Annotated in this window: 22 protein-coding genes; 2 read left to right on the forward strand and 20 right to left on the reverse strand. The window is 52.0% G+C overall.

The features are described 5' to 3' along the window. Nucleotides 1-60: 60 nt before the first annotated feature. On the forward strand, nt 61-327 hold the full coding sequence (locus tag NT073_RS23040) for a hypothetical protein (RefSeq protein WP_297378247.1): 267 nt from the start codon (nt 61-63) through the stop codon (nt 325-327). Nucleotides 328-479: 152 nt separating this feature from the next. Here the strand turns inward: NT073_RS23040 and NT073_RS23045 are convergent, their stop codons facing one another. The 5 genes from NT073_RS23045 to NT073_RS23065 form a co-directional block, all read right to left on the reverse strand. Further along, complete coding sequence (locus NT073_RS23045; RefSeq protein WP_297378251.1) at nt 480-1,385, reverse strand: alpha/beta hydrolase; 906 nt, start codon at nt 1,383-1,385, stop codon at nt 480-482. 221 nt (nt 1,386-1,606) lie between these two features. Further along, on the reverse strand, nt 1,607-2,176 hold the full coding sequence (locus tag NT073_RS23050; protein ID WP_297378254.1) for a bifunctional nuclease domain-containing protein: 570 nt from the start codon (nt 2,174-2,176) through the stop codon (nt 1,607-1,609). Next, nucleotides 2,151-2,384, reverse strand: coding sequence for a hypothetical protein (locus NT073_RS23055; protein ID WP_297378257.1), 234 nt, complete (start codon nt 2,382-2,384; stop codon nt 2,151-2,153). Before NT073_RS23055 ends, NT073_RS23050 begins: the two co-directional genes overlap by 26 nt. 90 nt (nt 2,385-2,474) lie before the next feature. Continuing rightward, nucleotides 2,475-3,101, reverse strand: a complete 627-nt coding sequence (locus tag NT073_RS23060) for an urease accessory protein (RefSeq protein ID WP_297378259.1) — start codon at nt 3,099-3,101, stop codon at nt 2,475-2,477. 7 nt (nt 3,102-3,108) lie between these two features. Next, complete coding sequence (locus tag NT073_RS23065) at nt 3,109-4,197, reverse strand: hypothetical protein (RefSeq protein ID WP_297378261.1); 1,089 nt, start codon at nt 4,195-4,197, stop codon at nt 3,109-3,111. Between the two features lie 168 nt (nt 4,198-4,365). Here NT073_RS23065 and NT073_RS23070 point away from each other — a divergent pair, with 168 nt between their 5' ends. Continuing rightward, a complete protein-coding gene (locus NT073_RS23070) occupies nt 4,366-4,869 on the forward strand; it encodes a hypothetical protein (RefSeq protein WP_297378263.1) in 504 nt (167 codons plus the stop codon). Between the two features lie 59 nt (nt 4,870-4,928). Here the strand turns inward: NT073_RS23070 and hypE are convergent, their stop codons facing one another. The 15 genes from hypE to NT073_RS23145 form a co-directional block, all read right to left on the reverse strand. Beyond that, nucleotides 4,929-5,963, reverse strand: coding sequence for a hydrogenase expression/formation protein HypE (gene hypE / locus NT073_RS23075; RefSeq protein ID WP_297378266.1), 1,035 nt, complete (start codon nt 5,961-5,963; stop codon nt 4,929-4,931). A gap of 103 nt (nt 5,964-6,066) precedes the next feature. Further along, entirely contained in the window at nt 6,067-7,167 is a 1,101-nt protein-coding gene (gene hypD / locus NT073_RS23080) for a hydrogenase formation protein HypD (RefSeq protein WP_297378269.1), read from the reverse strand. Beyond that, a complete protein-coding gene (locus NT073_RS23085; protein WP_297378272.1) occupies nt 7,164-7,439 on the reverse strand; it encodes a HypC/HybG/HupF family hydrogenase formation chaperone in 276 nt (91 codons plus the stop codon). Before NT073_RS23085 ends, hypD begins: the two co-directional genes overlap by 4 nt. Further along, nucleotides 7,417-9,771, reverse strand: a complete 2,355-nt coding sequence (gene hypF, locus NT073_RS23090) for a carbamoyltransferase HypF (protein ID WP_297378275.1) — start codon at nt 9,769-9,771, stop codon at nt 7,417-7,419. Before hypF ends, NT073_RS23085 begins: the two co-directional genes overlap by 23 nt. Nucleotides 9,772-9,779: 8 nt before the next feature. Beyond that, nucleotides 9,780-10,490 (reverse strand): hydrogenase nickel incorporation protein HypB, encoded by a 711-nt coding sequence (gene hypB, locus NT073_RS23095; RefSeq protein ID WP_297378277.1) that lies wholly within the window; start codon nt 10,488-10,490, stop codon nt 9,780-9,782. Nucleotides 10,491-10,511: 21 nt separating this feature from the next. Continuing rightward, complete coding sequence (locus NT073_RS23100) at nt 10,512-10,853, reverse strand: hydrogenase maturation nickel metallochaperone HypA (protein WP_297378279.1); 342 nt, start codon at nt 10,851-10,853, stop codon at nt 10,512-10,514. A 34-nt stretch (nt 10,854-10,887) separates the two neighbouring features. Further along, on the reverse strand, nt 10,888-12,384 hold the full coding sequence (locus NT073_RS23105; RefSeq protein ID WP_297378281.1) for a hypothetical protein: 1,497 nt from the start codon (nt 12,382-12,384) through the stop codon (nt 10,888-10,890). Between the two features lie 9 nt (nt 12,385-12,393). Then, nucleotides 12,394-12,705, reverse strand: a complete 312-nt coding sequence (locus tag NT073_RS23110) for a hypothetical protein (protein ID WP_297378285.1) — start codon at nt 12,703-12,705, stop codon at nt 12,394-12,396. Continuing rightward, a complete protein-coding gene (locus tag NT073_RS23115; RefSeq protein ID WP_297378287.1) occupies nt 12,702-13,178 on the reverse strand; it encodes a hydrogenase maturation protease in 477 nt (158 codons plus the stop codon). The genes NT073_RS23110 and NT073_RS23115 overlap by 4 nt, the downstream gene beginning before the upstream one ends. A gap of 75 nt (nt 13,179-13,253) precedes the next feature. After that, nucleotides 13,254-14,849 (reverse strand): nickel-dependent hydrogenase large subunit, encoded by a 1,596-nt coding sequence (locus NT073_RS23120; protein ID WP_297378289.1) that lies wholly within the window; start codon nt 14,847-14,849, stop codon nt 13,254-13,256. Nucleotides 14,850-14,975: 126 nt separating this feature from the next. Further along, nucleotides 14,976-15,956: a hydrogenase gene (locus NT073_RS23125; protein WP_297378292.1), complete on the reverse strand. Its 981-nt coding sequence runs from the start codon at nt 15,954-15,956 to the stop codon at nt 14,976-14,978. Nucleotides 15,957-16,167: 211 nt separating this feature from the next. Continuing rightward, nucleotides 16,168-16,788: a TetR/AcrR family transcriptional regulator gene (locus tag NT073_RS23130; protein ID WP_297378295.1), complete on the reverse strand. Its 621-nt coding sequence runs from the start codon at nt 16,786-16,788 to the stop codon at nt 16,168-16,170. Nucleotides 16,789-16,794: 6 nt separating this feature from the next. Then, nucleotides 16,795-17,154 carry a hypothetical protein gene (locus NT073_RS23135; protein ID WP_297378298.1) on the reverse strand — a complete coding sequence of 120 codons (360 nt, stop codon included), beginning with the start codon at nt 17,152-17,154 and terminating at the stop codon, nt 16,795-16,797. Between the two features lie 85 nt (nt 17,155-17,239). Next, on the reverse strand, nt 17,240-18,262 hold the full coding sequence (locus tag NT073_RS23140) for an LLM class flavin-dependent oxidoreductase (protein ID WP_297378301.1): 1,023 nt from the start codon (nt 18,260-18,262) through the stop codon (nt 17,240-17,242). Nucleotides 18,263-18,356: 94 nt separating this feature from the next. Further along, entirely contained in the window at nt 18,357-19,238 is an 882-nt protein-coding gene (locus tag NT073_RS23145) for a zeta toxin family protein (RefSeq protein ID WP_297378304.1), read from the reverse strand. Nucleotides 19,239-19,289 lie beyond the last annotated feature (51 nt).

The following is a 19,289-nucleotide window of genomic DNA, read 5'->3' on the forward strand; positions in this document are numbered from 1 at the left end:
CGCAATGCATTTGTGCTTGAATCTCATTTATGAACCACTTATTTTATAACCTCAACGCTTATGACTATTTCTCGTGCTTGTTTCGATCGCCAACCCTTATTCATTCGGGAAGGAGCTTTACGTCTTTGGGGCGTACCACTAGCTCATCGGGCTGACGTTTGTCGGGATCGCCAGTTATACAGTTTCAATGATTTCTTTGCGGAGCTTTGCTACGACAAGAATGATGGAAGCCTGACATGCGTCTGTACATTTACCAGACCTCAGCGCCTGGAGCCTTATTTGGAACAAGTTAACCTGGACAAGTTAGCCGACTTCAAGCCCCTGTAACTGGTAGCTAATTAGTTACAACATGTGTTATCCCGAATTTTCTTACCCATAAGGTTGACCTTTTTGGTGCCCCCATAGGTGTCAACTGTCTGGTGGCTCACACACGCGACTCATGCGGAGCCGTGAAGAGATAAAATTCGGGATGACTCATGTTAATGGGTTAAAAGCGCTTTCAACGCTGGCGGAACCGAAGGGCAAGTCTGAACGCCATGTCCTAAAGTTGGTAAAACAGTCATACTTACCAAAGAAGGCAAGTATTGAATAGAACGCTCTTGTGTAGCCTGGTACGGATACAACTTGTCCTGAGCGCCCAGCAGCATATACAGCGGAGTCTGAATTGCCAGTAGCTCTTCTTTAGGCAAGGCCAGATGCCACCAGGAAGTAAGCTGGAAATTAGCGACAGCATTTACCTGAAAATTAATCAACAACTTTTCCTGATCAGATGGTATGTCGGTATACGTCGGACTAAAAACGACCTCCCGCAAAAAGGACTGCACAGATTCATGTGATGGCGCGCGATAAGCCAGCCAATAGTACCTCAGCAAATGAAAAGAAAGCGTAAGTGACTGGATACCCGCCGGATTTATCAAGATAGCTTTCTTTATTAGCTGGGGAGCAATCCGGCATACTTTCAGGCCAATCAGTGCTCCCAGCGAATGAGCGATTAAGGTAACACGGGCAACACCGAGTTGCTCCAGTACCTGCTGAGCCCAAATTCCGTATTCATCTGTATTGGTACTCGGACTTAAACCGTCACTAAAACCTGGCTGCCCGTTGATCTCGATCAGACAAAGTCGATAGTTCTTGCTTAAATCGGCCAGACTCCGATTGATAACCCAGGTTAGGGCGCTTGAATTAAACCCAGGGAAGAATACCAGGGTTTCGTACACCCGCCGTCTTGGTGTATGAACCCATACCACGGTTTTTCCCCAAGTTGTCAGTACTGTAACTGATTCAAAAAAAAGCCCGTTTGATTCCTGAACATGACGCGCCCACATGTTATTAAACTCGGTGGCTTGCTGAGGATTTTTATAGCGCGAGTAATTAGCTGAACTCATACATCAGTGGCAAAGTGGATAGCTGATTAATTATCCATGCCAATTTATACTACTATTTATGGACTAAAAAGGTCTAATAATATCCTATTAATTACTAAACATCTTTGACTACATATTTAGTATATTCTCTCAGCATGATCGATAAACACAAAAATTCACATTAACTACCCATGTAGCAGCTAACTGATAAGTATCAACGGTAAATAGAATTATGTCCTGTATTACCTTAAGCCCTTACGCCGGTCAATGGCATCCCGGACGCGGGCGGCACTTTCGTAATCTTCTTTTTTTATGATTTTCGCCAACAATTCTTCCAGTTCAGCCAGCGTATACTCGGCGTAAGATCCTTTTTTATCGCGGGTTTTATCATCGACGAAATAGCCCGACATGTCCACAACTTCAGTCGTAGCACGCAGTGGGCAATTGAAGCGAACGGCCAGCGCAATGGCGTCGGAAGGACGGGCGTCCAGGACGAGACGTTCTCCCGAATTTGTCAGGAGACTAATGGTAGCATAAAAAATTTCATCCTTAACCTTTGTAATAACGGCCTCTTTCATGATAACTCCCGTTTGCGTCAACGCCTGATAGAACAGATCATGCGTAAAAGGTCGTAAGGGCTGCATCTTTTCCATGGCGACGGCAATAGCTTGGGCTTCGGAGGCTCCGATGATCAGCGGAATCCGTCGTTTTCCAACGACATCCTCTAGGATCAATGCATAATTTCCCGGCTTCGAGATACTTTCCGAGAGGGCAATAATCGACAAATCAATCATGTTGTTCAGGTACTCCATTCCGTTGAATAAACTGGCAAAGCTCACCTATATCATCGAAAGGTGAAATCACAAAATCATTCACACTTAGTCGGTATAAATCCCGCTTTTCAACCTCGATCTGATACCCATTGGCCAGGGTGATATGCTTACCCGTATGGTACTGCACCGGAATCTTCATTTCGGCCAGTGCATAAATCACAAAATCCGTTTCGTCGTAGCTCTCCAAGTTGATTAGTGGTTACTCAGCTGCTGGTTATTAGGTAAATTATGACTAGCCAGCAGCCGATTAACCACTAACTCAATAACCAACAGCCAATTACATTGCGTTTTCGTAAATAACTGTCATGCCCAGGCCAATACAAATCATCGACGATACCACAACCAGCGCAGTGCGAACCAATGGGTTGGTTGCCATTCGAACAGAAAACGGTATGCTGAACGCCCCGGCTGCTACCATCATGCCCGCGATAGAGCCAATGCCAAACAGCCCGAGGTAGATCATGCCTGCACCTGTTCCCTTAATTTGTGTCAGCACCGAGAGAATCAAAGCGCCACTACCCGCCAGCCCATGTATCAGGCCAACTCCGTAAGCTAACCGGTGCGCGTGTCCTTCATGTACATGGCTATGTGTATCCGCTACACCCTGGAATACCCTCAATTTGTAGAGCCGCAGACTACCCAGCGTAACGAGCATCACGCCAACCCCTGCTTCGAGATAGCGAAAGTCGCCTTCACGAAGGGCAAATTTTCCCAGCATAAAAACACTGCCGATCAGCAGAATGGTGGACGTATGGCCCAACCCCCAGAAGACGCCGTCTTTCAAGGCCAGCCAGATGTTGTTTCGCCGGGTGACAATGGTACTGACAGCGACTAGATGATCGGCTTCAAACGCGTGGGCAAAACCAACGCTTAGAGCCAGAAAAAGGGGGAACAACGTTTGCATGTCAGTTTTATATAAGGTCAATTGAGGAGACCGGCAGCTTGCCAATAATAATCCGATGGTTACCGGTGTCGGCAATGACGAGCTGGTTGCTATCGGTGCTGATCGAAAATGGCCAGTATAACTGCTTATCCGTGCCGAAGCGTGTGTTGGCATTCTCACTGCCTGTTGCAAAACTGGCATGACCAATCAGATTATCCGCCGGTTGGTTGTGTTGCGTCGGTACCGTACCGAACCACAGAATCCGGCTGTTGCCCGTATCGGCAATTAGTAAGCTGTCGCCATAAAAATGCGCGTCGTAGGTCCAGCTCAGTGTTTGCCGGGCTGGAAAAAGACCGTATTGATTCTGCCCGTTACTCTCAAAATCACCCTGCCCGATGAGAACGTCGGCTGGTTGCTCAGGGGCTGTTCGCCAGTCTTGCCAGAGCAGCGTACGGTAATATTGCGTGTCGGCCACGGCCATCTGCCCTTTTGGCCCAAGTTTAACGGAATACGGCCAGATCGGATTAGCCGAATCATAATCCCGCTCCGTGAAACCAGATTGACCGATTACAGCCGTAGCCGGGGCAAACGACTCGGACGGAATAGAATCGTAAAACAGCACCCGACGATTTCCGGTGTCGGCAATCCAGAGTCGCTCTCCGTCGGAGGTTACGCCATACGGCCAGTTTAACGTACGTTCGGTGGGCGCAGCACCGATGCCTTTAGCGTTGGGCTGATTGCTGCTGAAATCGGCCTGACCCAGCACGACATCGGCGCATTGCCCATGCTGTGCTGGAAAGTGATTCCAGATTAACACGCGGTGATTCCAAGCATCGGCCACGATGAGTCGCTCTCCATCCGACCACAGTCCCGATGGGTACTGCAACGTATCGCCACCAACGCTGCCCCCCGCATTTCGGCCGGTTTCAACCGCGTCTACCTGCCCCAGTATCACATCCGGTTCAGCGTATTCCGTAGTGGGCATCCGGTTCCAGATAAAAACACGGTTCTGCCCCGTATCGGACACCATCAACCGCCCGCCCACTGTCCATACGCCACGCGGAGCTAAAAACGGATGGCCCGCACTGCCTCTAAAAACAGCGTAGTTCGTTAGCATACGTGACGCATTAAGAGTATTTATCATCATTTTTATTAGTATAAACTACAAATAATTAAAAACAATGGTTAACAATAATTACTTAGTACAACGCTTTGTACCGAATTGGAATCAATACAGTACAACACATTTAGAACCGTTGCGAATTAGTCAAACCTTATCAATCTCATGAAAACCTATACGGCTTATTTCGTTCTTGTTGCTCTGCTTCTATTCGGCTCCTGCGATAAAAAAGACTCATTGCTGGTTACAGACAAGACGGCTACCCATGCTGTCGATTCGCTGATTATGTCGATTGGTAGCGGCACTGTATTGGGCAACATTAATGCCACTGAATTTCGGCATGAGCTTGCAATCAAAAAGGACACATTGACCTACCAAGTTCTGGATAGAGATAAACAACTCGTAAAACGATGCGTAAATCCTGAAAGCTCAACCGATTGGCTTAAGATTTTAGCCTCCGTCGACTTTGAAGCGTTCAAAAAAATACCCACCAATTATTGTACTGGCTGTCCGGCATTGGGTGATATTGGCTATGAATGGATCGAAATCAAGCGAGGTACAGAAAGTCATACAATCCAGTTTGGAACAGGCTCCGACGTAAAAGAAATCACTGATCTACTAATCCTTGTGCGTACTAAACGGGCCGAAGCGGCTAAATTTTGCCCATAGTGCCGATTCTGTATTGAGTTAGTCGATCCCCATATTAGGGTCAACCACTCAATATAGAATTAACAAATCCTCGGCAACTGCTCGCCCACCAGCATATTCACCACCCGGCGACCGCCGATGCGGCTCGTTAACACGACCTGGCCGGGATGATCAGCCACGACTTCACCAATGATGGCAGCCGACTGCCCGTAATCCAATGTTCGTAATTTCCGGACAAAGGCATCCGCTACTTCGGGGTCCACAATCGCCAGAAAAACGCCTTCGTTGGCTACATAAAGTGGGTCAAGGCCCAGCAGTTCGCAGGCTCCGGCTACTTCATCAAGCACCGGAATGGCGGCCTGCTTCAGGTCGATTCCCAGGCGGGTTGTACCCACGTTCCGGTCACGGGCAATTTCGTTCAGAACGGTAGCCACTCCCCCACGGGTAGGGTCGCGCAGGAGATGCACAGCGGGGCCGAACTCGTCCAGCAGGGCCAGCACGGCATGATTCAGCGGGGCGGTATCGCTGGTCAGGGTGGTTTCGAACTCAAGTCCTTCCCGCACCGACATAATGGCCATGCCGTGGGTAGCGATGTGGCCACTGACAACTACTTTATCCCCCGCCCTGACATTTTTTATGCTGATATCAGCCTTCGGGTGCAGTTCGCCAATACCGGAGGTGTTAATAAAAATCTTGTCGCCTTTCCCGCGTTCGACCACTTTGGTATCGCCCGTTACGATTTGAACACCGGCCCGTTCAGACGCTCCTTTTATACTGACCAGGATATCCCAGAACTCGGCCATTGGCAGGCCTTCTTCCAGAATAAATCCGAGTGACAGGTATTTGGGAACAGCCCCGCACATAGCCAGATCGTTGACGGTACCGTTAACGGCCAGTTCGCCAATGTTGCCACCGGGGAAAAATACGGGCGATATGACATAGCTGTCAGTCGTGAAAGCCACGCGCCCTGTCAGGTTCAGCAAAGCACCGTCGTGGTGTGTATCGAGCAATGGGTTGCTGAGCAGATCGAAAACACCCGCTTCGAGCAATTTATTGGTCAGAATGCCCCCGCTACCGTGCCCGAGCGTAATGATGTCGAAGTCCAGTTTCGGCATTGGACAGTGAAGTTGCATAGAGATTTAATAATTACATGAGCGAATGACTGAATGAGTGAATTTCTAATGCATCTACCATTCGTTAAAACAGCAGCCCCGTCATTCAGTCATTTACTAATTCACTCATTGAAAAGTGATAATAAGCTGCGCAAGCGCCCTCCGACGATACCATCGGCGCGCCTAGCGGACGCTCGGGGGTGCAGGCGCGTCCGAACTGACTGCACTCATTCGGTTTTTTGATGCCTTTCAGCACCAGACCGGCGATGCAATCGGGACATTCGGGCGCTTTGGCGATGGAGACCGAAAACTTACGATCGGCGTCGAAAGCGGCCAGTTCGAGACGTACCGCCCAGCCGCTTCCAGGAATAGTTCCGATACCCCGCCACTCACGGTCGACCGTCTCGAACACCTGTTCGATGATGCGCCGGGCTTCGGGGTTTCCTTCGGGACGTACCACCCGGGCGTACTGGTTTTCGAGTCGGTATTCGCCCCGCTCCAGTTGCCGCACTACCATCAGAATTCCCTGCAACAGATCGACCGGCTCGAAGCCGGTTACAACCATCGGCATTTTATACCGCTCCACGAGTGGGCCGTAGGCGTCAATGCCCATAATGGCACATACGTGGCCCGCAGCCAGAAACCCCTGAATATGGGTATCATCGTCCTGAATGACAGCTTCCATTGCCGGGGGCACCAGTACATGCGACGCCAGAATCGAAAAGTTTGTCAGCCCCAGTTTCTGCGCCTGTACTACCGCCAGGGCATTGGCCGGAGCCGTTGTTTCGAAACCTACCGCAAAAAAGACCACTTCTCGGTCGGGATTTTCGCGCGCCAGCCGAACGGCCTCCAACGGTGAGTACAGAATCCGAACATCGGCCCCGCCCGCTTTCGCGTCGAGCAGGCTCTTCGTAGAGCCCGGCACCCGAATCATATCGCCAAATGAGCACAGAATAACGGCTTTATCCTCGGCCAGATAGACCGCTTTGTCGATCAGGTTGACGGGTGTCACGCAGACCGGACAACCCGGCCCATGTACCATCGTAACAAACTCAGGCAGCAGGTTCAGGATGCCGTTTTTGACCAGGCCATGTGTTTGCCCGCCACACACTTCCATGATCGTCCAGGGACGGGTGGCCGTTCGGTGCAGTTCCTGAATATACTGCTCTACCAGTTCGGGGTCGCGGTATTCGGTGAGGTGTTTCATAGGGCGTGACGATCAATTTGGCTGCTTTCTGTTAATTCATCCAGTTCACCGATCTCGCGGAGGTAGGCAAACGTTTTTTCGGCCTCTTCTTCATCTACGATACTGATGGCGACCCCCACGTGAACCAGCACGTAATCGCCTTCTTTGGCCAGCGGAACCATATCCAGACTGGCTTCTTTTACGATACCACCAAAGGCCACGCGGGCCATACGAACGAGGCCGTCGTACTGGTACTCAATGGATTTTATTTTACCGGGAATGGCTAAGCACATGAGCAGTTGCGGTTTTGACGTGTACTGTGTTTGTTGTGGTCAATGAATAATGAGCGATCTGCCCGAACGAGATGCACTCGTCGTTGGGCGAAAGTTGTTGATGAAAATAGAGTTGATGTGCTGGTTCGAGTTCGTGCCGCAACCAGTCGACCAGCAACCCATTTTGAAAAACGCCCCCACTGAAGGCCAGTTGCCGACTACCCGTTTGTTGGGCTACGGCCGCTACGGCCTGCACCAGTGTATAATGAAAGGTAGCGGCAATCTGATCGACGGGCAGACCCGCCTGAAGATCGTTTACTACGCCCTCTACAATAATCTGCGTTGGAATCCGGGTCGTCAATAGAGTTTCGGGCAGGTAACTTTGCGCGATTGTGAAGCCATTTGTCCGAACATATCGAGCAGCACAGTTTTCTAGTAGTAAGGCGGCTTCACCTTCGTAACTGACTTTATCGGCAAGGCCTAGCAGCGCGGCCACCGCATCGAAGAGCCGCCCAGCGCTACTGGTCTTTAGTCGGTTCTTACCTGCGGTCTGTGCCAATTCAGGTAATTTCGAATACAGATTCCACTCTTTTTCGGTGAATTTTGGCCGTAACAGCTCATCGGCACCAGGTACGTAAACGGCCAGCGACAGCGCCGAAAGCCGGGGTTCGCGAGGCATTTTGTCGCCCAGAAGTGCGTCGAAATAATCGAAGTGCCCTACCCGGTCAAACTCACCGTTTTCGAATATAATAAACTCTCCACCCCAGATCTGCCCATCTGTCCCATAGCCGGTTCCGTCCCAGATGAAGCCCAATACCGGCTCTGCCTGCTCCATCAGTTTGTTTTCGGCGAGCACGGCTGCCAGATGCGCTTCGTGGTGTTGAATGGCTACGAACGGAACGCCCCAGACTGTGGCTAGTTCGTGGGCTAACTGGGTAGAAAAATAGCCTTCGTGCTGGTCGGCCAGAACGGCGTCGGGTGTGGCGTCGAAAAGCGACAGAAAATGATCGAGTGTGGCCCGAAAATTTGTCTGCGTATCGTAACTCTCCAGATCGCCCAGATACTGACTAACATACGTGTTTCCCCGCAACTGCCAGGCAAATGTACTTTTGATTGATGCCCCGAGGGCAAGCACGTTGGCATTCGGATGCGTGAAGCCAACAGGCATGACCGTTGGTGCCAACCCGCGCGACCGGCGCAGCACAATGGGTTGACGAAAGACTAACGATAAGCGCACCACCGAATCGTCCTGCGGCACCACGATGTCGCGGTTGTGCGTTAGGATCAGGTCGGCCACAGCTGGCAGTTGATCCAAAGCCTGTTCGTTAGTGTAGCAAATGGGCGAACCGCTGCTATTCCCGCTCGTGGCAACAAGCGGTTTACCGAACGCATTGGCCAGCAACGCCAGCAACGGTGCATACGGCAACATGACGCCTAGCTGGTCTAAGCCGGGGGCTAGTTGGTCAACTGCCAGCCCCGAGAGTGTAGTAGCTCGTTTATTGAGAAGTACGATGGGCGCTGTCGGACTCATCAGTAAAGCCAGCTCGTCGTCAGCCAACTCGCAATCCTGCCGTAGCTGGTTTACGTTTGGAAATAAGACGGCCAGCGGTTTTGTTGGCCGGTGCTTGCGTTCGCGGAGTTGATGGATGGCGTCGGCATTGGTCGCATCGCATAGCAGCAGAAAGCCGCCGATTCCTTTTACAGCCACAATACAACCTCCCCGCAGACTGGAAGTCAGTGTGCAGAGCAGTGCAGCCTGGCTCGCTTTCAGCTGACGACCTGATGCATCATAAACGCAGATCTCAACCGGGCATTTGGGGCAGGAGTTCGTCTGCGCGTAGAAACGGCGGTTGGATGGATCGTGGTATTCCCGTTCGCAGTCGGCGCACATACCGAACGGTGCCATCGTCGTCGCGGGTCGGTCGTAGGGGAGTTGGCGAAGAATCGAGTAACGCGGGCCACAGTGCGTACAGGTCGTGAATACATACCCCAAACGCCGATTGGCCGGGTCGTTCATCTCCGCCCGGCAGGCATCGCAAAGTGCCAGATCAGGCGTTAACAACAGCGATGCCGGACCCGCAGCCTGACTTTCTACGATGGCAAAATCATCGAAGTCAATTGGCTTAACTTCGGTTATTTCTACCGATTGAATCCGGGCCAGTGCGGGCGCTTCGGCCCGAACGCGACGGGTAAATACCGGCGCCGTTTCTAAATCCGTATTGATATAAATATGCACTCCATCAGCCCCATTGCTTACAGTGCCTTTCAAATTCATCGACCGCGCCAATTGCCAGACGAATGGCCGAAAGCCCACGCCCTGCACTTGCCCGGTAAGATGAAGATGGAATGTCATAAGATTTTTTACATAACACTAACACCTTTTTTCTGCTCAACTTTGGCCAGCAGCCAGTTGCACCAGTCGTCGAGGCCTTCGCCGGTGGTGCTCGAAATGGTTAGTACCTCGATGTCGGGGTTCACATCGCGGGCATCCTGAATTACGTTTTCGACCTTGAAGGGTACGTAAGGCAGTAGATCGGCTTTCGAGACGACCATTAGTTCGCTGGTCAGGAACATACGCGGGTACTTTTTGGGCTTGTCGTCGCCTTCGGTCGAGGCCAGCAGCGTGACGCGAAGGTCTTCGCCCAGATCGAAAGCCGCCGGACAAACGAGGTTACCTACGTTTTCGATAAACAGCAGATCAACCCCCGTGAGGTCGATATGGTCGAGCGCCTGATAAATCATCTGCGCTTCGATGTGGCACATGCCACCCGTTACGATTTGCAGGGCGTTGATGCCTACATCGCGCATCCGGATAGCGTCGCGTTCAGTTTCGGGATCACCCACCAGAACGGCCATATTCAATCGCCCCCGGAGTCGCTTGCCGGTTTCCTGCATGAGCGTGGTCTTGCCACTTCCCGGCGATGAGCAAACGTTGATCACCAGTACATCGGGCAGACGGTCGCGGATGGCTTTTGCAACAAAGTCATTGACTTTGAGCAGATTCAACGTTGTATTTTCGCATTGTACGGCTCCCACAGAAGCCTGATTGGATTTCGGTCTGGCAGTTGTCATAGGTTGTAGTTATTGTCACGCTCAATCATCGAACTCTACTTTGCTGATTAACAGCTCCTCACCCTGGACGACGTTTCGGCTAGGTTTACCGCAGGAGCACACAAACTTATATTGCTGTACTTCGGTCGTCTTGTCACACACATCGCAATGAATCAGAATCGGCAATACTTCGACGTGCAGACTCGTTTGCTGATAACGGGGCTCATCTTCCAAAACGGCCGCAAACGCATTCTGCATTAATATGGGTTGCACGTTCGAGAGTAGCCCGGCCTTCAGATAAATTCCCCGTATCCGACTCATATCGGCCGGAAACTCATCTTCCAGCGTCCTGAAAATGTTGCGGACCAGTGAAATCTCGTGCATGCTGGTGATTGAGTTATTGGTTATGGTACAAGAGCTAACTAATCACCAACTCGTCCAGTCGCAGCAGGTGCTGTTCGGCGTCGTTGATGAGGGCTTCGTCGGTAACCAGAAATGGCACTTCACTCGCCTTTTTAACCATGTCGTTGTAGAGCGCGCGCTGGTTTTCGGGATCATCCTCACCCACATACCAGCCCGCTTCCAGGTAGTTGAGGATGGTTAATGCCCGTTCGTAGGGATAGGCCTCGGCGGTGCGAACCCGCAGGGCGTCGCGGTAATAACCAATGGCTTTGGCATAATTGTCGGACTTGGCGGCCTGCGGGTATTTTGTAAGGGCGTTGGCGTAATGGTTGCAGATGGTGGCGTATTCGTACGGAAACTCCTCCCGCGTAAAATAAGCCAGCGCCTGTTGAAACGAACTCGACGACACAGCCGCCCAAATACTTTTCTTCTTGACCTCGTCCGGAATCTCGGCAAAAATCACCCCAAGGTGATGCTGAATCTCGGCGAAAACGGCAGGGGCATTTTGCTGGGTAAACACCTTAAGCGCTTCCTGATAGGCTTCCATAGCCGGGCGGTAAAACTGCGGATTACCGCTCTGCGCCCAGGTGTACAGCAAGACGCCTTTGCGGTACAAGGCATTGGCCAGCAGTTCGGTCACCTCTTCACTCCGGAAGATGGTTACCGCCCGACTGATATAGCCAAGTGCTTCGGCAAAGCTATTCGTGAAGTTGGCCACCTGAGCCGCATCGACCAGCAACAACCCCACCTGAATGGTGCGCTGCTGAGTTTCATAGTACTGCAATACCTGCCAGAGGGCTGTTTTGGTTTGTTCGAGCAGGGCGGCATCGTAGGGAACGACTAGTTGCTGCAACCAAACGGCGTACTGAATCGCCAGCAGTTCATGTCTGGCGGCATCGCTTAGCTCAGGAACAGCAGCCTGCGCCAACACCTCATTGGCGGCTGTCAGTTGCCCGGTGTCGAGCAGTAGGGTAGCGTAGTGTTTTGTTGTATAGGCCCGGTATTCCGCATCGGGGACGTGTCTCAGGGCTGTTTGATACGCTTCCGATACATCATCGTCGGTATCTGTTTCGACGTTACCGTAATGGAGCGCGACCGCCCGGTTATGCCAGCGTCGATAGGTTTCGAACGTGCCAACTCCATTAACCGGCCGCGCCGGTACACTCACTAATACACCCGCTTGTAAACGGTTGGTCAGATCGACAGCGTCGGCCAGTGAACGATCGTACCGCCCGTGTTCATACGCTTTCTCCCAATTACCTAAGTGCATAAACAGCACTGCCAGTAGGTTTTCGGGCGAGAAGACCAACGGGCGGGGCAACAGAACGGGCGGAAGCGACTCACTCCAGTCGAGCGGCAGTTGAATGGTTTCTTCAGCAACGATTATCGCACCAGGATCGGCCGCCGTATCGGTGATCGGTGTAACCTGCACCAGTTCATCGAGTCTGAATTCGGATTCGATTACTTGGGTAACAGAACGTATAGTGTCGGTTCGAATAGTTAGATAAAGCATAAGGAAGGATTAAAGCGTAACGCTCAAAATTCCGGTCGTTTTCAAGTCGTAGGGTAAGTCGCGATCCGAGTCGTCGAGGTCGTTGTCGATCAACAGCTCGCGGATGTTCACCGACTTATCGCCCAGCAGATTCCGGTCTTTCAAAAGTAGCCAGCTGGTTTTGTGCATTTTCTCGAAAAACGCTTTCGACTTTCCCGCAACCAGCAGCGTTTGCCGGTCGGGATAATACACGACACTTACCTGCGGATCATCGCCAAAAGCCTCTTTGGCCACTGATGCCCCGATGAGTAAATAGCTATTTTTCAGGCAAACGGCACTCATACAGCTTGCAGGAGATCGTCGCGCAGTAAAGCTACGACACGGTCACCGGCGGCTTTGACGGCCTTGGACAGGCTGACTTCCAGCTTCGTATTGTCGACCGCAATGAGGTAGACCTGTACATCGTCGGGGTAGTCGTTAAGCAGAATCTTGCGGGCGTAAGAAAGCGCCTGATTCCACTTCAGACTATGCAGAAATACCATCGGATCGTCCTCTATGCCAGCTTCAACTTCGTGGGCGGGTAGTTTGTAAAGCGTACCGGGCTCTTCGCCCGTATTGACCACCGCATCGACAATCAGAATCCGCTCATGCCCCCGCAACTGAAATAGAACCTCGAAAGCCGATGTCCCCATATCAAACAAGCCAACATCGGGCTGCTCACCAAGCGATTCCCGGAGTTGATCGATCACGTAACAACCCACACCGTCGTCAGAACGAACAGGATTGCCGAAACCCATTATGGCAGTTTTTTTCATGAGAATGAGTGAATGAGTGAATGTAGAATGAGTGAATGGTTTCCATACCTATTCACTCATTCTACATTCACTCATTCATAATTTAAACTTCGCCAGTTGCTTACCCGATTTGCCATCGTGGGCGTGGACGGTACAGACCAGGCAGGAGTCGAATGAACGGGCAACCATACCCACTTCGACGGGGTCGTGCGGGTCCTCGATTTCGGTACCTTCGAGAGCCGCTTCGATTGGGCCGGGATTGCCCCGGTCGTCATTGGGGCCAACGTTCCAGGTCGTGGGGGCCATAACCTGGTAGTTTTTGATAACGCCGTTCTCGATTTCGATCCAGTGTGCCAGTGCCCCACGGGCGGCTTCGGTCGCGCCGAACCCTTTCCCGTCGCGCTCTTCCGGTTTGATGTAGAATTCGCTGTTGAGGTCGATCTGCCGGAGCCACTCGTCAATTTGAGTGTAAAGCCGGGCGGCTTCGTGAACGCGGGCTAACGTTCGGGTAAATACGTTGGCACCCATTTTATCCAGCACATCGCCAAAAAGCGGGTCATAAACCTGATGCGGCAGCAGATTATCCGGATTGGCGTTCATGATCACACGCGCCAGGGGTCCCGCTTCGGCCGCCATATCCATGTAGCGTGGCGCTTTAGACCAGCTGTATTTTTCATTAAAATTCGAGTCGTGCAGCGTGTGCGACTGCAGGGGCGTTGGCATGGGCTCGTCCCAGGGATGAGCCGCCGGAACATCCGCATACCAGGCATGGCCCACATGTTCCTTGATGCTCAGGTGATCGAAAACGTGGTACTTGCTGCCATCGAAGAAGCCGCTCCGGCTGATCAGCGCGGCATTGCGGCCCTCAACAGTTGGTGTCTGGTAATGGTCTTTGTGCAGATACGTTCCATACGCAACGAACTTACCTACCCCCTGCCCGAACTTATGCAGGCCAAACTCCAGACTGGCCCGAATGAACAGACCAAGATCCGAATTACGCTGCGAGTCGTTTTCTTCCACCCAGGCCATCAGGTCGTCCCAGGTTTTGATTTGCATGTACCGCTCGATGGAGCAGCCCAGCCAGAGCGTTTCGAGCCAGTCTTTCCGGAACTGGTTCATGATGGCGTGGGCACGGGTAATGTCTTTGAGCGTAGGCGCACACATAACGCCACCAGGCACCATGTAGCTCGAATGCGGCCACTGCCCGCCAAAAAGAGCGTACACTTCTACGGGACGCCCGCTGGCGGTAACCCCCCGTTGAAACGACGTCCCGACATAAGCCGCAAACCGCTTCACTACCTCATCGTAGAGGGGTTTGTTGGCAAATTTCTTGTTGGCCATGTCCGTAGCGAAAATGGCATAGAACCAGCGGGGAATACTCTGGATGGTTTCGGTAGCCTGCCCGATAGCCCGCAGCAGCAGCGCGTTGGGCGGCAGGGTTGTTTTCCAGGCCGTATCCAGCGCCGACGACGCACAGTAGAGGTGAGAACCACCGCAGATACCGCAGATACGAGGGGTTACGATCAACCCCGCCTGCGGGTCTTTGCCCTCCATAATTTTCTCGAAGCCCCGGAACATGGCCGCCTGTGTATGCGCCCGCGTTACGACACCGTCTTCCATATATACCTTCACATCGAGATCGCCCTCGACCCGCCCAACCGGCGAAATATTTAGTTCTTTCTGCGTTGCCATGTTTAGATTAATCAAAGAGCGAAAGAGTGAATGACCGAATGAGCCTTATACTTCGTGAAGATCACGGCTCCGTCGCAGCGTTTCGCTCCGCTTTGGTGGTCCGATTTCATTCTTTCGCTCATTATATTATTTGGATGAGGAAAACTGCGGTTGATCGACACCAACCAGACGCTCACTGCCCGAGACGACTTTCTCGAAACCGGCCCGTAAATAGTAGCCTAGTTTCGATGTACCGGTGGGCGTTTCTTTGGGGAGGAAGCCCAGGTAATGCATCGTTTTGAAGACACTTCCCTTCTCGAGATCATGGTGAGGGAAGCCCGGCTCCGTACAACCCAGACAGGGGTGGTTGGCGCGGGTTTTACTCGATTGCCGGTTCCAGAGAATCCGGTTGCAACTGGCGCGGGTCATGGGGCCACGGCAACCCACTTCATAAAACAAACACCCGCCCCGCTTCCCAAATCCGCCGTCAACTTTCTGGGCGAAGCTGATCACGTTGGTGCAACCCGTTTGTACGAAGTCCGTAAAGAACGTTTTGGGACGGTGGTACTCGTCGATGAGCACATCGCCGATACGCCCGGTAGCAATAGCCACCAGAATTTGCGTAATCCAGTCGGGGTGAGCCGGGCAACCAGGAATATTGATAACGGGCAAACCGCCCTTCGATACGTAATCAGAACCCAGGAAACCGCCTTTGGCCTTCTTCAAAAACTGCATCCCCGTTGATTCGCTGGGGTTGGGTGCCACGGCCGGGATACCTCCCCAGGTAGCACAGTCGCCAATAGCGACTACATAGCCAACTACTTTGGATAAATCCCGAACCCAGTCCTGCATGGGGCGATCCGCAAAGTAGTTCATAGTTCCGGTCCCATGCGGTCCCTGAATGATACTACCTTCATAAACGAGAATGTCGCACTGTGTACGGCCACTGACAATATCATTGAGCAGGTGCGTTACCTGATCGCCGATTTCAAGGCCAATAGAGGGGTGCCAGAGGATGTTGACACCAAAATCGGTTACTAAATCGACAACCGTGGGCTCCTCAGCATTAAGGAACGACATGGTGTTGCCACTGCACGCTCCTCCCTGAAGCCATAATACATTAGCCATGCGAAACGGGGGTATAAAGGTTCGGAATTTTGAACTATAGGAAGTACAAATATAATTATAATTCTGAATTAGAAAATTTTTTCTAATTCTTTTCTAAGCAGTAAGCAAGGTTTATTTCCTATCCGTAAAAAGGAATGAGCGTCATCAGCTTAGCAGCTGATTTTTAACAATAGAGGAAAAAAATAGCCATAATGGAGGGTATCCGACGGCATCAGGCCAGGGTTGGCAGCACCAGCGTTTCGAATTCATCGACGCCTTCTTCGGTAAGATAGGGTTTCAGGTGTTCCCAGACGGATTGCTTGTAGAGTCGTTCATCCACGGCATTACCACGCATGGCTGCGGATACAGGTAGGAATACCAACGTCATCCAAAGCGACTGAGCTAATTGGTCATATTGCCCCCGGCTGGTTTCGGGGCGGATGATATGCCGCTGCACATGAAAATCGAGCCAGCTGCGCAGTTGCATGAGCATTTTATTGACCGCCCGCTGCCATTGAATCTGTTGCGCTGTCTGCTCGGTATTCGTTTTAAAAAACTCGGCCAGGTAGAACTGATAACTCCGGAAGAATTGGTAGTACAGGCTTATTTGCTGATCGAACGCGGCCAGTTCGGGTGCCTGTAGGTACTGACGGAAAATATGGGCAAACTCATCGAGAACCTGTTCATAGACTGATTCGATGATGGCGTCCTTCGTCTTGAAATGGTACGCTAGATTCCCGACGCTGATACCAATTTCCTCGGCTATCTGCTGAAGCCGTACAGCATCGACTCCGTGCTCATTGAAGAGTCGGACCGATGCGTTCAGAATGCGTTCCTTGGTCGAGAGCGGCATAGCAGATTAATTCAAACAGGTCTTCAGCTGATCGGCCGAAACGGTGAGCGTACCCCGCTGGTCTTTGGCAGCTAACCGGCGCATAAAATGAGCCTGCTGCGCGGCCCGTTTTGGGCAGGAATGCGAGGTAATTCGCCGTTTAATGAATTTAAGCGGGTTGGCCGTATGCGCAAAAATCAACTCCACTTCCCATTCGCCCCGATATAGCCGCAGGTTCTCAATGACCGCCGTATCCGACAGCCACAAATCATCGTAATACAGCCGAAAGTCGGTTAAATTTCCCTTCCGCTCCGTAAAGTGAAGACTGTTCAGCCCGGCAAGCAAGTTGGCATAAGCCGACTTATCCATCGTAAAGAGCGGATTCATAACGTTTTCGATGAGAGTTGATCCTGAATTCGTTAGAACGAATGTATAATGATTAGCGCGTTAAAGCCACTTTTTCCGCAAAAAACTATCGTAGCAGGGGTTTTACCCGGGTCCCGAGCAATTCGATCGACGACATGAACTTTTCGTGCGATAACCCCGCGCTGTCCATCTGAAACGTAACCCTGGAAATGCCGCCCAATGCCTCGCTATGCCGTAAAATCTTTTCGGCTACCTCGTCGGGGTTACCCACCAGCAGAGCGCCTTGTTTTCCAATCAAGGCATCGAAATGGGCTTTGGTAACGGGTGGCCAACCCCGCTCACGACCAATTCGGGTAAACGTTTCGGCATAGCCCGGATAGTAATCCTGAATAGCCTCCGCTGTCGTATTGGCTACATAGCCCAGCGAGTGAAGCCCCACCTGCAACCGCTCCGGCGAGTACCCCGACCGCCGACCCGCTTCCCGATACAGATCAACCAGCGGCCGAAAACGGTGGGTTTCGCCCCCAATTACGGCTACCATGAGCGGCAGCCCCAGCATTCCGGCCCGGACAAATGACTGCGGAGTGCCGCCAACGCCCAACCAGATCGGAAAAGGATCTTGCAGCGGTCTTGGATAAATTCCTTCGCCGTTGAGTGCCGGACGAAACTGCCCCGACCATTCAACGAACTCGTTATCCCGAATAGCAAGCAGCAAGTCGAGCTTTTCCGAGAAAAGGGCGTCGTAGTCCTTCAGCTTCAGGCCAAATAGCGGAAAGGCTTCGGTAAATGAACCCCGTCCAACCACGAGTTCGGCCCGCCCGTTGGAAATAAGATCGAGGGTAGCGAACTGCTGAAATACACGAACAGGATCGGCAGCGCTCAACACCGTAACCGCGCTGGTCAGGCGAATTTGCCGGGTACGGGCAGCCGCAGCAGCCAGAATCAGCGTGGGAGCCGAGTCGAGAAACTCCGGGCGGTGGTGCTCGCCAATCCCAAAAACATCAAGACCCACCTGATCGGCCCGCTCAATACGATCGAGCAGTTGATTCAATGAGGCCGCATCACTATTGCCGGACTGGCTCCCCTCCTGTTGGCCTTTGGCCGCAAAACTATCTATCCCAATCTGCATTATACTGAATTGTTGTATCGACCATTCTGGCCGGATTCATACCGTCGTCTTTATACCGACCAGATTACTGGTACGGCACCATCAAACTAGTCAATCACTTCCCGATCTGCCGCATGAAAAAGCGCAGGGCTTCTACGTGAACGTCAATGTCGTTGGGGTAGTCGTGTTTTCCGCCAATGACCTTGAGGAGCACAATTTCGGGCTTTCCTTTCTCTTTATAGGTATAGCGTTCAATGGTTTTCCCGTCGGCCGGGTCTGTATCGGGCAGATTCTCCTGGGTTGGTTTGCCTTTGTACCGAGCCAGGTCAGCCCAGTAGGCCAGGGTGCGGTCGGTGGAGCGCACTGCCCCCATGGTCATGTTTTTGCCCAGCACGACAACGCCACCCTCGTACGGATTTGTCTTATCCAGTGTACCATTAACGATCATGACCGGCACCGCTTTGCCAGATGGCGTACAGTCCAGGTTGGTTGTATCCGGCAGATTGGCAATAATAGCCGTGATGGCCCGGAACGTACGCGGCATGGTTAAGGCCAGCTTGTAGGTCATGTGCCCCCCGCCCGAGGTACCCACGGCAAATACATGATTCCGATCAATCTTATAGCGTTTCTCGAAATACTGAACCATACCCTCGAAGAAAGCCTGCTCATTCACATTTTCGACGTTGGCCTCCGCCGGAGAGGCTTTCCGACATTCATTCCAGTACCGTTTGTAGCCATCCGGGTAAACGACCAGCATATTCTCGGCAGTAGCTTGTTGCTCCATCTTCACAGCGGATTTCATCATCCCTTTCCCGTTTCCTCCCGACCCATGCAGGACAAAAATCAGCCCCGGACGATTGACCGATGCTGCGGGGACATTGTTATAATGGAACGACCGATAGTGGCCCTCGATCAGTATTGAGTCACTAATGACCTCCGCGCTCGCCGACGAAACCCCAAGGCTGACCAGGAAAAACAGAAACATTACTTTTAACATAAGATTGTTAAGCGTTTAATTATAAGTTGTTAGACGTAGCCCTTGAAAGAC

The sequence above is a fragment of the Spirosoma sp. genome (genome assembly GCF_026391055.1).
Classification (GTDB): Bacteria; Bacteroidota; Bacteroidia; order Cytophagales; family Spirosomataceae; genus Spirosoma.